We start from the raw sequence: 14,753 nt of genomic DNA on the forward strand, positions 1-14,753 counted from the left end.
CTTTTTCCACAACCCAAACTCCCCCAACCGTATGCGTACCATTACCCTTTCTGCCGCCCTTCTGGCGGTGCTGCTGGCCAGCTGCCAGCAACAGAACGATGAGCAGCTTGCGCCCCAACCGGAAGCCGACCCGACCACGTCCCTCACTAGCCAGCAGCTCGACGAGCAGATCATGACCCGCCTGCGCGAAACCGGCAAATACGACTGGAACCAGGCCACGGCCCACGTCGTCTGGAGTGCCCTCACCCGCTCCGACTACGTGCTGTCGGTCGGCTACCGGCCCGCCGGCCACACCGGTGCTCTGCCGGATAATGCGGCCACCAATCCGGCCTGGCAGCAGGCCCGTGCCCAGGTGCTGGCCCTGATTCTGGCCGAGGAGCAAAAAGCGCACCCCGAGCTGACGGCCGAAAAGCTGGTGGCCTATGAGGAAAACGTGCTGCCCGTGCTCGACGTGACGGTGCGGGAGCTGAGCACCATCAAGGCATTGCGGGCTTCCGGGCTGGTGCGCTACGCCGAGCCCATGGGCTACGAGCCCAACCGCCCTGATGCCCACAAAGGCGCGGCCGCCCTGAGCAGCAGCGGCTGCGGCAGCAACACCGCCACGGCCGGCCTCGTGGCCGGCTCCGACTACACGGTGCTCAGCGGCGGCAGCAAGTCGTCGTGGAACCAGGCCGACCAGTACCACGGCATCCGCTCGGCCTGGAACCAGAGCACGGGCCGCGGCGTGAAGGTGCTCATCATCGATTCGGGCTGCTCCGACGCGCAGGAAAACCTGGGTTCGGCCTTCAACCAGGGCCAGAGCACCGGCCGCACCATTGAGCGCCTCGTGACCATGCCCCGCAACAGCATTTTCGGCATTCCGTACGGCGACGCCGAAACGCCCAACGACGGCTGCGGCCACGGCACCAGCATGGCCGGCGCCTGCGCCGCCCCGCGCGGCACCGACGGCGCTTCCGTAGGCATTGCCTACAACGCCAACCTGATTACGGTGCGGGCCGCCGAAGACGTGTTCCTGGACGCCAGCCGCGAAGTAAAAGGCGTGTCGGATGCCTACATCCTGGCCGGCAACCGCGCCGACGTACGCATCATCAGCATGAGCATGGGCCGCCTGACCAGCTCTTCCCAGATGCTGGATGCCATCCGCTACGCCTATGGCCGCGGCAAGCTCATCTTCTGCGCCGCTGGCACTTCCTTCGACTGGTCGGCGGGCCTTGTGGGCGTTATCTACCCCGCTTCGCTGCCCGAAGCCGTGGCCGTGACGGGCGTGAAAGACAACCTCACTACCCGCTGCGACGAGTGCCACGTGGGCTCCGACGTGGAGTTCACCGTGGTCATGCAGCGCACCAGCGTAGACCGGCGGCCCCTCACGCTGGCCATGTCCGGCGACGCGCCCAGCACCGTGGGCGGCTCCAGCGTGGCTACCAGCAGCATGGCCGGCATGACGGCCGTAGTGTGGGCCAGATACCCCACCGAAACCCGCGCCCAGATCATGAGCCGCCTCGTGGCCGCCAGCTCCAACCGCAATGCCCGCAGCAGCAGCTTCGGCTGGGGCCGCATGAATGTGGCGGCTGCTGTGGGAGCCTTACCGCTGTAGCGGCTTGGCCTTATGGCCTGTAAAAAGTCCTGCCCGGAAATTTCCGGGCAGGACTTTTTTGGTTGTGCTGGCCTTAAAGGGAGCGTATTGCTTGCTCTCCATATGAGAAAAGAAGCAGTGCTACAATCCATTTTGAGAAATTACTGATTTTCATGTACTTATTTTTCTCATACCTCCAAAAGCAATTATTTATTATCACAACGCGCCGTATGGCAGAACTGTGCGGCTGATGATGTTTGGGACCTAGCCAGGTACCGGATTCACATGGCATCAGCGTATCAGAAAATGAAAATCTATATCAAGTATATGACTGATGAGCATAGCAAAAAGATTGTGCGTGAAAGGTTAACCGCGTTAGGATTGCAGTACAAGATAGTGGAGCTAGGCAGAGCAGAATTAACCGAAAAGCTGCGCGACGAGCAACGCCAGCAACTACGGCTGGCGCTGATGAAGTCGGGCCTGGAGTTGCTGGGTAGTGCGCAGGCGTCGTTGATCGAGAAAACCAAAACGGTTATCGGGGAAATGCTGCACGATGCTGCCGGCCTGCGCAAATCCAAGAACTCAGCCTACATCAGCCGCAAGCTGTGCTACGACTACTCCTATCTGTCTACCATTTTCTCGGAGGCGACGGGTGGCACTATTGAGCAGTACACGATAGAGTGCCGGATTGAGCAGGTGAAGCAACTGCTGCTGCAGCGGCAGCTTAGCCTGACGCAGATAGCGTACGAGCTGAACTACAGCAGCGTGGCTCACTTGTCCAATCAGTTCAAGAAAGTAACGGGCCTGACGCCTACCGTCTTTAAGCAGCACAACGTTAATCAGGGTATTATTCCGGAAAGTGGGAATGGTGTAACTATGTTCTGCAATTGTGTAAGTATTGTAGAAACCAGAGGGATAAGCTTTGTAGCGTGCAGATAGTTTGCGCGCTACAAAGCTTACATTCCTATGAAAAAACAATTTCTCCTGCTTCTGACCTCGGTTGCTTTGGCAGTCCTTCCCAAGGCACTTATGGCCCAGGTTGCGCCGGCGCTGGGAGCAGCTTCAAGCTTTGCTTTCTTTACCGCAGTCGGGGCCTTCGACAACGTCGGCCCGACCGTCATCCAAGGCGACATTGGCACGAATGCCGGTGCCTTCAGCGGCTTTCCGCCCGGCGTTGTAAACGGCACGATTCACGTGGCCGATACCCGCTCTACCCAGGCTGCCACCGATGTGCAGGCCGCCTTCGGCTACATGTCTACTATTTCCTGCGTGGTGCCGCTGGCCGTATACGGCGGGCCGGTCAGTAACCCGCAGGTTCTGACGCCCAACTCCTACTGTGTAGGCGCCGCCACTACGCTGGCCGGCAGCCTGATTTTGGACGGCCAGGGCAACCCGAATGCCATGTTCTTTCTGCGCGTATCGGGCGCGCTGACCACCGGCGAGGGCTCTACCGTATCGGTTATCAACGGTGCTTCGCTCAACAACGTGTACTGGCAGATAACGGGCCGCACTGACTTGGGCCGCAACTCCGTAATGCGCGGCACACTACTCGTTGACGGAGCCATCAATCTGATTGAAGGCGCTTCGCTGCTGGGCCGCGGCCTGTCGCGGCAGGGTGCCATCACCATCGACACGGGTACGGGCGCCGTGCCGGTTGCCATTCCGACCTCAACCTTCTGGCTGGGCAGCCGCACCACCGACTGGTACACGAACAGCAACTGGTCGGCGGGTGTGCCGACCAGCCTGCTGGATGCCGTAGTCCCGACCGGCACCTCGCCTTACCCGGTGATTGGCAGCGGCAGCGCCGTTGCTAAGAGCCTGACCATCGGCACCAGCGCCAGCCTCACGCAAAACGGCGGTGCCCTCGACGTGAAAGGTGATGTGAGCAACAGCGGCACGATCAGTGCTACCGCGGGCAATGTCAACCTGAGCGGCACCACTGCCCAGGCAATTGGCGGCACGGGCAGCACCCAGTTCTGGGGCCTGTCACTGACCAACTCGGCCGGCGCTACCCAGTCCGGCGCCGTCAGCATCCACGGCCTGCTGGGCCTTACCAGCGGCAACCTGACCACCAACAGCCGCCTGCTTACTCTGCTCTCCGATGCCACCGGCACGGCTATGGTTGTGAACACCGGCGGTAGCGTGCTTGGCACGGCCACGGTGCAGCGCTATATCAATCCGAGCCTGAACAACGGCCTGGGCTACCGCCACTACAGCTCGCCGGTACAAACCACTACCGTAGCCGACCTGGCTACCAGCGGCTTCTCACCGGTAGTAAACCCGGCCTACAACACCCAGGGCAACACCACAGTCCCTTTCCCGACGGTCTACGGCTTCAGCGAGAGCCGCATTGTGGGTACCAACTCTACCACCCAGGATTTTGACTACGGCTTCTTTTCGCCGGCTAGCCTGAGCACCCCGCTCACCCGCGGCCTCGGCTACACGGTCAACATCACTGCAAATGAAAAAATAGACTTGGTGGGCACGCTCAACACGGGTAACGTACCGGTTGGCGCACTCACGCGGGGCACCGAAGCCAACTCGGGCTGGCAGCTGCTGGGTAACCCCTACGCTGCTCCGCTCGACTGGAAAAAGGCGCGCCTGAACCTGCCGGCCGGCGTGGTTGATGCCGTGTACGTGTACAAGTCCAGCAGCCAGTACCGGGGCACCTACCAGTTCTACCAGAACGGCTTCGGCACTCTTCCCAATGGCCTGATCGGCTCTATGCAGGGCTTTTTCCTGCGCGTGAACCAGCCCGTTGCCTCGTTCAGTTTCATGGATGCTTGGCGCTCGGACACATACGAAGATGCCACCTTCAACCGCACTACCACCGAAACCCGGCCTGCCGTTCAGTTGGATCTGGTATCGGCGCAGGGCACGCATGAGCCCGCCTACGTGTACTTCGAGAACGGCGCTACTGCCGGCATCGATGACCACTATGATGCCGTGAAACTGCCTAACACCACGGGCCTTAACCTGGCCTCGGTAGCCGCCGGCACCGATCTGGCCGTCAATGGCCTGCCCCTGCTTACGGCTGCCACCATCGTTCCTCTGAGCATTGGTGTTCCCGCAACGGGCTCCTATTCGCTGCAGGCCGCTTCGCTGCTGAACCTGAGCACGACCGACGTGTATCTGCACGACGCCCTGACCGGACAGCGGATAAACCTGCAGCAGCAACCGAGCTATAGCTTCTCAGCCAGCAACACCGCTCTGATTATGGGCCGCTTCTCGCTGCAATTCAGCCCGCTGCGGGCCCTGGCCACCAATAATAGCTTCACGGCCGCCAGCGTCAGCATCTATCCGAACCCTACGCACAACAGCTTTACGCTGCTGGTGCCCGCCGTTAGCGGTGCTACTCAGGCTACCGCCGTACTCTACAATGTACTGGGGCAGCCCGTACGGGAGCTGACGCTGGCGCTGCCGGCCGCCGGTGCTCAGGCTACTCTAACCGTGCAGGGCCTGCCGCTGGGCGTATATACGCTGCGCGTGAAGGCCGGCGCCGCTACCATCACCAAGCAGGTGGTGGTCAACTAGCCGGCCGCCTTTTCTTCGTATCCTCACTCACCTCGTCATGAAACAGGTTCTTATCCCCGTTACCGCCGTTTTTCTGTTCGTTCTCACTACTTCCGCCGCGCTGGCCCAGGGCCCCGGCTCCGGCGGACCCGAGCCACAGCAGCCGCAACAACCCACCGCCGTGCCCATTGATGGCGGCGCCTCGCTGCTGCTGGCCGCCGGGGCTGCCTACGGCTGGCGCCGTATGAGAAACAAAAAATAGCCGGCAGACTGCCACCGACCTATTCAGACAAAAACTCATCCGTTGCTTCGGATGGGTTTTTGTCTGAATAGGCTGTTCCAGATACCCCACCGAAACCCGCGCCCAGATCATAAGCCGCCTCGTGGCCGCCAGCTCTAACCGCACCGCCCGCAGCAGCAGCTTCGGCTGGAGCCGCGTGAATGTGGCGGCTGCTGTGGGAGCCCTGCCGCTGTAGAGGTTCTCTGCCGTGGCACCTGGGCAGAGCCATCTTGCCGGCCCCGCGCGGCACTATACAAAAACGCCCCGCCCGAAATCCGGGCGGGGCGTTTTTGTATAGTGCCGCGCGGGGCCGGCCCGCTACTGCACCCTGAACGTGAACGTGCTCTTCTGCTCGTAATATAAAGTACCCTCACTCGGGTCAGGCAGCGTGGAGTACACCTGGCTGTGCTGCTGCTGCAAGCCGAAATGCACGTTGCCATCGTTGAGCACGTAGTAGAAGTTGTCCAGAATGGCCCGCCGTGCCCGCCCGGCGGCGCCCGTCGGCGCCCGGCGGCACGGCCAGGAAGGGCAGCGGCCGCTCCGGGCCGTAGGGCTCCGGCAAGAGCGTAATCAGGCTCAGCGCAAACACGCCCCGCTCGCGCGGCACCATGCCCACCCGCGCCCGGTGCCGCTGCCGCCCCGCGTCATACACCGGCTCAAACAGCACTGAGGTACCGCTGCCCTGCTCCAGCCGGCCAATATCCGGCACCACCGCAAAGCCGCGGGCGTAGCCCTGCCGGGCCTGCGTAGGGCCGGTTAGCTTGTAGAAGCCAATGGCCGAACGCAGCAGCAGCTCTTGCCCCGGCACCCGGTAGCGGGTATTGCTGCGCAGGTCGAGCAGCGAGTCCGGGGCATCCAGGTCCAGCCAGAGCGTGTCGCCCAGCGCTACCACGTCGCCGCCCGGCTCGATGCGTGCCGGCACCACAAACGTCACCTTCACCAGCTCTGGGTACGGATCTTTTTTCTTCGGGCAGCCCGTAAGTGAGAGCAACAGCAGCAGTAGTAGAAGCGGATAACGCATAGCTACCAGCGGTAAGATGTAACGAATTGATTGAGTTGAGTGGCCTGGAGCTGGTTGTTCTGAGCCAGCACACGTGCCTGGTAGTCCCGCCCGCTGGTCACATCCGCTCTATGCAGCTGCCCTATCCTCCCTACACCACCCGCCGAATCACCACCGTGGCCTCCCCGCCGGCCGCGTCCGCAAACTGCCCCATCAGGTAGCGGGCCGTTTCCGGCCCGAGCTGCTCACGGGTCAGCTCCGTAACCTGCCCGGCCGGGCACAGCGCCGGGCTGGTGGGCGCCCCGTCTTTCTGCGCCATCCAGAGCCGCAGGGCGCTGGCGGCCCGGTTTTCCACCGTCAGCGTGTAGCGGGGGCCGTAGTTGGTGTTGGCCAGGCGGGCCGCTGCGCCATCGGGCAGGCGCACGGGCAGCGTCCGCACAATGCGCGGCTTCGTGTCCGTCCGCTACCCGCCGCTGCCCCGCCACTTTGCGGCGCTTGTTGGCCTGCTCAAACGCGGCGTACAGCTCGCCCCAGCGCGGGTCGGGGTCGTTGCGCTGGCCCCGCAGCAGCGTCTGCATCAGCAGCAGCGCCCCACTCAACCGGGACGCAGCAGCTCCGGCAGCGCCAGCGTAGCCAGGCGCGGGGCGGCTTTGGCCTCCGTCTGCACGTCGCTCGCCGCCTCAAACGCGTCGGCCGCGTCGGCCGGCGCCTGCATCACGGCCGGCGTCAGCCGGTAGTTCTTGCGCACGTCGGCCGGCAGCTCGCTCACCCGCCGCACCAGCTCCCGCACGTGGTCCACGTCCTCGGCCGCCTCGCCGTTGCGCACGTCCGAGTACGTGAGCGTAAAGGCCTGCTTCAGATCCAGACGCCCCGCCGCCAGCGCATACGCTACCGCCCGCGCCGACAGCACCTCCGTGGCCCGCGCCATGGCCTCCCGGGCCGCGTCCTTGGCCGTGGTGGCATCGGTGGTCATCGTCTGCTGCGTCCCGGCTTTCTCCTCAATGGCCTTCACCAGCGCCTCCCGGCTGGCATTGGCTTCCTGCAAGGGTCCGAAATCATCGATTTCCGCCCGATACGCCTCCACGGCCAGCCCCACGCGCTGCCCGCTTTCCAGAATGGAAAAATCCTGCTTGTTCATGTAATAAAAGAAATAAGGTAGAAGATGGAAAACCCACAAGATACTGGCCTCCCCCATTGCCTGTATCTCTCCCGCTCCTGCCCGGCTGGCTTTATTTCCGCCCCCCGGCCGCCGCCTGCCCTGCGCGCGGCGCGGCCCTCAGCCGGGACGCCGGCCGGCCCCCACTTCAGCCGCACGCTTCTGCTCCCTACCAGGAGGCGCTGGCTCGCCACGCCTACCACCGCCACGCCCACCCCGCGCCTTCTTTCGCGTAGCAACAGCCGCTTTTCCCATACGAGCAGGTAGTTCACGCTTACGAGCAGGTAGTTCACGCCTACGAGTACACAGTTGATGCCTACGTGCAGACACCGCACGCTTACGAGCAGGCACCGCACGCTTACGAGCAGGCACTTTACACCTACGAGCAGACACTTGATGCCTATGTCCTCTCATGGCACGCCTACGAGCGGATAGAGTACGCCTACGAGCAGGCTGTATCTCCTTCCGAAGCTGTGTGCGTCATCTCGTCGGGGAGACTGCGAAGGCGAGTGGCATTCCGGGCGTCTCACCACTATTTCTGCTGCTGCACGCAGCGCACCGTCTCATGCCCTGCCCCCTACGGCAGCTCTTCCGATAACAGGTTAAACACAGAAACAGGAGCGTCATGGCAGGCGTGGGAAGAGCTGACAGCCCCCCCGCCGGTCATCCGGCAGTCCGCCGCAGGGCTTTGTACCCTTCTATCCAGCCAGCCCCCACCAGCGCGGCCAGCGCGCACCAGCCCAGCGCGGCCAGCGGCACCGGCGCGAAACCAAACAGCCGCTGCGCCGCCGGCAAAAGCAGCGTCGTCAAAAGCAGGGCCAGCGTCAGGCCCAGCATCAGCCACAGAATGCGGTTGGGCACGCGTAGCGTCTGGAAGACGGACTGTGTAAACGAGCGGTTGACCAGCGTCAGAAACAGGTTGCTGAACACCAGCGTGGCAAACGTGAGCGTACGCACCACCGGCACGGGCGCCCCCTGCCGCATCGCAACGTAGTACACGCCCAGCACCGCCGCCGCAATACCCAGCCCCTGCACCAGACTGCGGCCCAGCTCGGCGCGGCCCAGAAAGGTGGCCGTGAGCGGGCGCGGCGGCTGGCGCATCTGGCCGGCTTCGGCCGGCTCGTTTTCGAAGGCAATGGAGCAGGTCGGGCCCATCACCAGCTCCAGAAAGATGATGTGCACGGGCGCAAACAGATTCGCCAGCGGCCAGCCGGCCAGCAGCGGCACGGCCACGGTCAGCACAATCGGGATATGAATGGAAACGACGTAGAACACTGCCTTCTTGAAGTTCTGGTAGATGCGCCGGCCCTGGGCAATGGCCGTCACCATGCCGGCCAGGTCATCCTCAACCAGCACCAGCGAAGCCGCCCGCCGGGCCACTTCGGTGCCCCGCCGGCCCATGGCCACCCCAATGTGGGCCGCCTTGAGGGCGGGCCCGTCGTTGACCCCGTCGCCGGTCATGGCTACCACTTCGCCGGTGGCTTTGAGGGCTTCCACTACTTTCAGCTTGGCCTCCGGAAACATACGGGCAAAAACCGCCGTGCCGGGTGCCTGCTGCTGCAAAGCCGCTTCGGACAGCGCCATCACCTGCTGCCCGGTCAGCAGCGTATCGGCGCCCGGCAGCCCCACCTGGCGCGCAATGGCCTGGGCCGTTTCGGGAAAGTCGCCGGTTATCATCTTCACTTTGATACCGGCGGCGAGGAAATCCTGAATCACGGCCGCCGCGTTGGCCTTGGGCGGGTTTTCGAGGGCCACCAGCCCCAGAAACTCCCAGGCAAAATCGTCCTGCTCGGCCGGAAATCCGGCACCGGCCGCCGCCGCCCGGGCCACGCCCAGCACCCGGTAGCCCTGCCCCGACAGCTCCTGCGCCACCCGCCGGATTTCGGCCGCTACGGCCGGGAGCGGGCGGCACACGGCCAGTATATGCTCTACGGCGCCTTTGCCGGCTACCAGCGTTGCGCCGTTTACCTGGCGCACATGCGTCATCATGGGCGGGGTGCCGCCCAGCGAGTACTCGTGCAGCATGGGCGCGGGGCTGGCGGCACCGGCCGGATCGGCGGTGGCATAGGCGTCCACAATGGCCTTCTCCATGGCATCAAAGGGCTCGGTTTCGCTGGCCCAGCGGGCGTAGGCCAGTACCGAGGCAGCAGTGGGCGCGAGCGGGCCGGGCACCGGCACCAGGCGGGCAGCGGCTCCGTCATACAGTTGGCGCACGCGCATACTCTCCTGGGTCAGCGTACCGGTTTTGTCGGCGCAGATGACGGTGGCCGACCCCAGGCTTTCCACCGTCTGGGGTTGCTTGGTAAGCACGCCCAGCCGGCTCAGGCGGGCCGCGCCCAGGGCCATAAAGCTGCTGAATGCTACCGGAATTTCCTCGGGCAGAATGGACATGGCCAGCGTAAGCCCGAAGAGCAGCGCCGTCACCCAGTTGCCGGAGTGAGCATAGTTGATACCCCAGACCAGGGCAAAAGCGCCCGCTCCTACCCAGGCCATGCGCAGCACAAACCGGCTGACCTGAAGCTGCAGGGGCGTTTTTTCGGTGACGATGCCCTCCATACTCTGCCCGATACGACCAAGCTTGGTAGTCGCACCCACGGCCGTAACCGTCAGCCAGGCGCTACCGGAAGCGGTGCTGGTGCCCGCAAAAACCGGGTCGCCCACGGCCTTGGTCACCGCCACGGCCTCCCCCGTCAGGATGGCCTCGTCCACCGAGAAGTCGTTCGGTTCTGTTACCGTGCCATCGGCGGGAAGGCGGCTGCCTTCGGCCACCAGCACGGCATCCCCCACCACCAGGTCCTCCACCGGCACCGGACCCACCACGCCATTGCGGCGCACCTGGGCGCGCGGCTGCGTCAGCTGACGCAGGGCGCTCAGGGCCCGGTCGCTGCGGATTTCCTGGTATACCGAGATGCCCGCCACCGCCAGCAACGCCACGCCCAGCGTCATGGCCTCGGCACCTTCGCCCAGCGCACTATACACGGCACAGGCCGCCAGCAGCAGCAGAAACATGGGCTCGGTTACTACTTCCCGCAACGTAGCCAGCAGCCCGGAATGAGCAGCGGCCGTCAGTACGTTGCGGCCGTGGGCAGCGCGGGAAGCAGCTACGGCCTCATCAGTCAGACCGGGCGCGGGAGCATCAGGAAGCAGCGGCATAGGCAGGCACGATGGGTAGCGGTGAGGAAACGGCAACGCCCTGGGCCGGACTTCGCCGCCCGTGTTGACGAGCATAAGGTACACCGTTATGGGCAGCTTGGCAGGGCCTGTACGCAAAAAACGGAATGCACCCTTCTGGGCGCATTCCGTTTTGCCGCGCATCTGCGCTGAAACTATACTTTGGGCTCCGAGCTGAGCTCCCGCTCCCAGAAGCGGCCGGTGGTCAGGTCCTGGATAAACTGCTTCGGACTGTTGCCCACGCTCACGCCGGGGCCGCCGGGCAGGGCTTCGGCACCAGCATAGGCGGCGGCTTTCAGCAGGGCTTCTCCTTCGGCGGCCGCGCCAACCGGCTTGCAGTGGCGGTAGGCCTCGTTGATGAACTGCACCGCGTCGGGCTGCTGCCGGAGCGTCTGCACGCTTTTCTCGCCGCCCGCCACGTACACGCCATCAAACAGCACCGAGGCAGTGGTTTGCAGGCTGAAGTCGATGCGCAGGGCCTCGCCGCCGTTTACTTTCAGCATGGCCAGGTGCGGGGCTACTAGCTTGGCCGTGGCGCCACCGGCTTCCAGCGCCTTTTTCAGGGCCGAAATGCTGGCGGCATCTGCCCCGTCGGCGGCCAGCACGGCTACCATCTTGGTTTTGATGTCCTTTTTGGCATTCACCGGGCTGAACTCAATGCTGAGCGCCGCCGACTTTCCTTCCTTACCGGTAGCGGGCTTCGATTGGTGCGCGGCCACGTCGGCATCGGCTCCCACGATGTAGTTGAGCTGCACGCCTTCGGCCGAAGGAACCTCCAGACCCAGGCCTTTGGCAACGCGCTGCGCCAGCTCGTCGGCCACCAGCCCCAGATGAATCAGCATGCGCTTCCGCACCGATTCCTCTTCCACTTTGCCCAGCTCGAAGCGCAGCGCTTTTACGATGTGCGCCTTTTCCCAGTCGGCCTGGCTGTTCCAGAACAGGCGGGCCTGGCTATAGTGGTCGACGAAGCTCTTGCTGCGGGCACGCACCTTGTTGCCGTCCACGCGCTCCTCGTAGCTGCTGAAGCCGCCTTCGCTCTGCTTGGCCTGCTTGGGCGTATTGTCGTTGAGCAGGTTGGGCGAGTAGCTGGTTTTGCCCACGTTCATCTGCTGGCGCATGTGGCCGTCGCGCTGGTTGTTGTGGATGGGCGCCACCGAGCGGTTAATCGGAATTTCGTGGAAGTTGGGGCCGCCCAGGCGCGTCAGCTGGGTGTCTGTGTACGAAAACAGGCGGCCCTGCAGCAGCGGGTCGTTGGTGAAGTCGATGCCGGGCACCACGTGACCGGGGTGAAAGGCCACCTGCTCGGTTTCGGCGAAGTAGTTGTCGGGGTTGCGGTCCAGCACCATCTTCCCGATGATGGTGACGGGCACCAGCTCTTCGGGAATGATCTTAGTGGCATCCAGCAAGTCGAAGTCAAACTTGTGCTCGTCTTCCTGCTCCACCACCTGCACGCCCAGCTCCCACTCCGGGAAGTTGCCCTGCTCGATGTTGTCCCACAGGTCGCGGCGGTGGAAGTCAGGGTCTTTGCCCGAAATCTGCAGTGCCTCGTCCCACATTACGGACTTGATGCCCTGCTTGGGCTTCCAGTGAAACTTCACGAAGCGCGACTTACCCTCGGCATCAATCAGCCGCCAGGTATGGATGTTGAAGCCTTCCATGGTGCGCAGGCTGCGCGGAATAGCCCGGTCCGACATGGTCCAGAGGATCATGTGCATGGCCTCGGGGGTCACCGAAATGAAGTCCCAGAACGTATTGTGCGCCGAGGCCGCCTGCGGAATTTCGTTGTGCGGCTCCGGCTTCACGGCATGAACCAGGTCCGGGAACTTGATGGCGTCCTGGATGAAGAATACCGGGATATTATTGCCCACAAAGTCATATACGCCTTCCTGGGTATAGAATTTTACGGCGAAGCCGCGCACGTCGCGGGCCATGTCGGTGGACCCACGCGAGCCGGCCACAGTACTGAAGCGGGTGAAGATGGGCGTGCGCACGCCCGGCTGCAGGAAATGCGCTTTGGAATACTGGCTGGCGTTGTCGTAGGCCTCGAAGTAGCCGTGGGCAGCTACTCCGCGGGCGTGCACTACCCGCTCCGGAATCCGCTCGTGGTCGAAGTGGGTTATTTTCTCGCGCAGCAGGAAGTCTTCCAGCAGCGTGGGCCCCCGCTCACCGCTTTTCAGCGAATTCTGGTCGTCGTTGACGCGCAGGCCCTGGTTGGAGGTCAGAAATTCACCGGTACCGTACTCGCGGTTCTGCTCCAAGTCCTGGGATTTGGCGTTGGTGTTTTCGGGGTTAGCTGGTTGACTCATGACTGGGAGTGGGATAGTGAAATGGAGAGCTGCCGACCCGATAGTGCCTGAATCGGCGGCTCTACCCTTGGTACGCAACCCGGATGCCTTGGGCTGCCTCACGGCTCAAGATTGTCATTATTTCTACCCGGCAGCATCAACTCACTTAGCTAAATTCATGAAAATCAAAAACATGTCATTTCACTACTAAACAATCGGTTCAATGCCCCTTATAGCTTAGTGCGCAGCGCTGTCAGCGCTGCCGTCGGCGGGCGGGGCGGTGCTTAGGCCCAGCTTTTTCACCAGCGGCCCGATGCTGAGCCCCTGCACGATGATGCTGAAAATGACCACCACATAGGTCACGCCCACCAGCAGGTCGCGGGGCATCGACTCGGGCAGCGACAGCGCCAGGGCCACCGAAATACCGCCCCGGAGCCCGCCCCAGGTCAGTATCCGCAGCGTCTGGCGGTCGAACGGGTAGAAGCGCTTGAGCAGTACCAGCGGCACGCCCACCGACACCCAACGGGCCAGCAGCACCAGCCCAATCGATACCAGGCCCACCAGCAGCGTGGTGCGGCTGATGTCGAGAATCAGCATTTCCAGGCCGATGAGCACGAACAGCACCGCGTTGAGAATCTCGTCCAGAATCTCCCAGAACTTGTCGAGGTACTCGCGGGTGATGTCCGACATGCCCAGACTGCGGCCCTTGCTGCCCACGATCAGGCCGGCCACCACAATGGCCAGCGGCCCCGAGGTATGTAGGCTGGTGGCCAGCGCCGTGCCGCCCATCACGAGGGCCAGCGTTATCATCACTTCTACTTGGTAGTTGTCGATGGTGCGCAGCGCCCAATAGGCCGCGTAGCCCAGCACTGCGCCCAGCGCAATGCCGCCCACCGCTTCCACCAGAAACAGTTCGCCGATAACGGCCGGCGTGGCCTGCTCGGCCCCGAATTTGGCAATCTGAAACAGGCTGATAAACACCACCACGGCAATACCATCGTTGAACAGCGACTCGCCCACAATGCGGATTTCCAGCGACTTATCAATGCGGGCTTCCTTAAGGATACCCAGCACGGCAATCGGGTCGGTGGGGGAGATGAGCACTCCGAACAGCAGACAGTAGATGTAATCGATGGGCTGCCCGAACAGCGGCAGCAGGTAGTAGAAGGCCGTGCCAATCAGGAACGTGGACAGCAGAATCCCGACCGTGGCCATGGTGCCGATGGCCACGCCCTGCCGGCCCAGGGCCCCCACATCCACGTGCAGCGCCCCGGCAAACAGCAGAAAGCTGAGCATCACTTCCATGAGCACGGCGTGGAAGTCGATGCCGCGTACCAGCTCGCCGGCCTGCAGCACCCACCCAACGCCCAGCTTGCCCAGCCCGATAGCCGCCAAGGACGAAATAAGGGCCAGAACCATCAGGCCGATGACGCCCGGCAGCTTCAGAAAGCGGTAGTTAAGATAGCCGAAAACGGCGGCCACCACGATGAGCAGAGCCAGGGTGTTGTACAATTCCATGCAATAGAGGGTGGATGAGTTATGAGGTAAGACGCGGATGGGAGCAGTAGGGTTTGCGGCAGTAGGGTTGGCTGCTTGCTGGTACGGGCTCCGGTGCAACCTTTTCAAAGCCGGGCGAACCCACCGCGCCCGCCACCCGCAATGATAGGCGGCTAACACGCTGTCGATATGGATACGCGACCAGCACGCGCTGGCGGCGCTGCCCAAACAGCGGCCCCGAAGAATACACAAGCTCAGCACGCACAACGCCCCGCCCG

General features: G+C 63.3%; 11 protein-coding genes. 5 read left to right on the forward strand and 6 right to left on the reverse strand.

Features of this window, described 5'->3' with window-relative positions; genetic code table 11:
• Window positions 1-31: 31 nt before the first annotated feature.
• From IC231_RS17660 to IC231_RS17675, 4 genes are all read left to right on the forward strand, one after another.
• On the forward strand, window positions 32-1,594 hold the full coding sequence (locus IC231_RS17660) for a S8 family peptidase (protein WP_190785802.1): 1,563 nt from the start codon (window positions 32-34) through the stop codon (window positions 1,592-1,594).
• 360 nt (window positions 1,595-1,954) lie between these two features.
• A complete protein-coding gene (locus IC231_RS17665; RefSeq protein WP_211539165.1) occupies window positions 1,955-2,512 on the forward strand; it encodes a helix-turn-helix domain-containing protein in 558 nt (185 codons plus the stop codon).
• 27 nt (window positions 2,513-2,539) lie between these two features.
• Window positions 2,540-5,107 carry an ice-binding family protein gene (locus IC231_RS17670; RefSeq protein ID WP_190785804.1) on the forward strand — a complete coding sequence of 856 codons (2,568 nt, stop codon included), beginning with the start codon at window positions 2,540-2,542 and terminating at the stop codon, window positions 5,105-5,107.
• A 37-nt stretch (window positions 5,108-5,144) separates the two neighbouring features.
• On the forward strand, window positions 5,145-5,348 hold the full coding sequence (locus IC231_RS17675; RefSeq protein ID WP_190785805.1) for a PID-CTERM protein-sorting domain-containing protein: 204 nt from the start codon (window positions 5,145-5,147) through the stop codon (window positions 5,346-5,348).
• Window positions 5,349-5,745: 397 nt separating this feature from the next.
• Here the strand turns inward: IC231_RS17675 and IC231_RS17680 are convergent, their stop codons facing one another.
• The 3 genes from IC231_RS17680 to IC231_RS17690 all read right to left on the reverse strand — a co-directional run bounded on the left by IC231_RS17680 (window position 5,746) and on the right by IC231_RS17690 (window position 7,504).
• Window positions 5,746-6,387: a hypothetical protein gene (locus IC231_RS17680; protein ID WP_190785806.1), complete on the reverse strand. Its 642-nt coding sequence runs from the start codon at window positions 6,385-6,387 to the stop codon at window positions 5,746-5,748.
• 130 nt (window positions 6,388-6,517) lie between these two features.
• Window positions 6,518-6,805: a hypothetical protein gene (locus tag IC231_RS17685; protein ID WP_190785807.1), complete on the reverse strand. Its 288-nt coding sequence runs from the start codon at window positions 6,803-6,805 to the stop codon at window positions 6,518-6,520.
• A gap of 156 nt (window positions 6,806-6,961) precedes the next feature.
• Window positions 6,962-7,504, reverse strand: coding sequence for a hypothetical protein (locus tag IC231_RS17690; protein WP_190785808.1), 543 nt, complete (start codon window positions 7,502-7,504; stop codon window positions 6,962-6,964).
• 56 nt (window positions 7,505-7,560) lie between these two features.
• Here IC231_RS17690 and IC231_RS17695 point away from each other — a divergent pair, with 56 nt between their 5' ends.
• Window positions 7,561-7,758 carry a hypothetical protein gene (locus tag IC231_RS17695; protein ID WP_190785809.1) on the forward strand — a complete coding sequence of 66 codons (198 nt, stop codon included), beginning with the start codon at window positions 7,561-7,563 and terminating at the stop codon, window positions 7,756-7,758.
• A 427-nt stretch (window positions 7,759-8,185) separates the two neighbouring features.
• On the opposite strand, the gene IC231_RS17700 is transcribed toward IC231_RS17695, so the two are convergent.
• The 3 genes from IC231_RS17700 to IC231_RS17710 all read right to left on the reverse strand — a co-directional run bounded on the left by IC231_RS17700 (window position 8,186) and on the right by IC231_RS17710 (window position 14,496).
• On the reverse strand, window positions 8,186-10,792 hold the full coding sequence (locus IC231_RS17700; RefSeq protein WP_211539167.1) for a cation-translocating P-type ATPase: 2,607 nt from the start codon (window positions 10,790-10,792) through the stop codon (window positions 8,186-8,188).
• 56 nt (window positions 10,793-10,848) lie between these two features.
• The gene (locus tag IC231_RS17705) at window positions 10,849-12,999 is read right to left on the reverse strand and encodes a catalase (RefSeq protein ID WP_190785810.1); all 2,151 of its coding nucleotides are present in this window, start codon (window positions 12,997-12,999) and stop codon (window positions 10,849-10,851) included.
• Window positions 13,000-13,215: 216 nt separating this feature from the next.
• Complete coding sequence (locus tag IC231_RS17710; RefSeq protein WP_190785811.1) at window positions 13,216-14,496, reverse strand: cation:proton antiporter; 1,281 nt, start codon at window positions 14,494-14,496, stop codon at window positions 13,216-13,218.
• Between the last annotated feature and the right edge of the window lie 257 nt (window positions 14,497-14,753).

Source organism: Hymenobacter duratus (genome assembly GCF_014698995.1).
Classification (GTDB): Bacteria; Bacteroidota; Bacteroidia; order Cytophagales; family Hymenobacteraceae; genus Hymenobacter; species Hymenobacter duratus.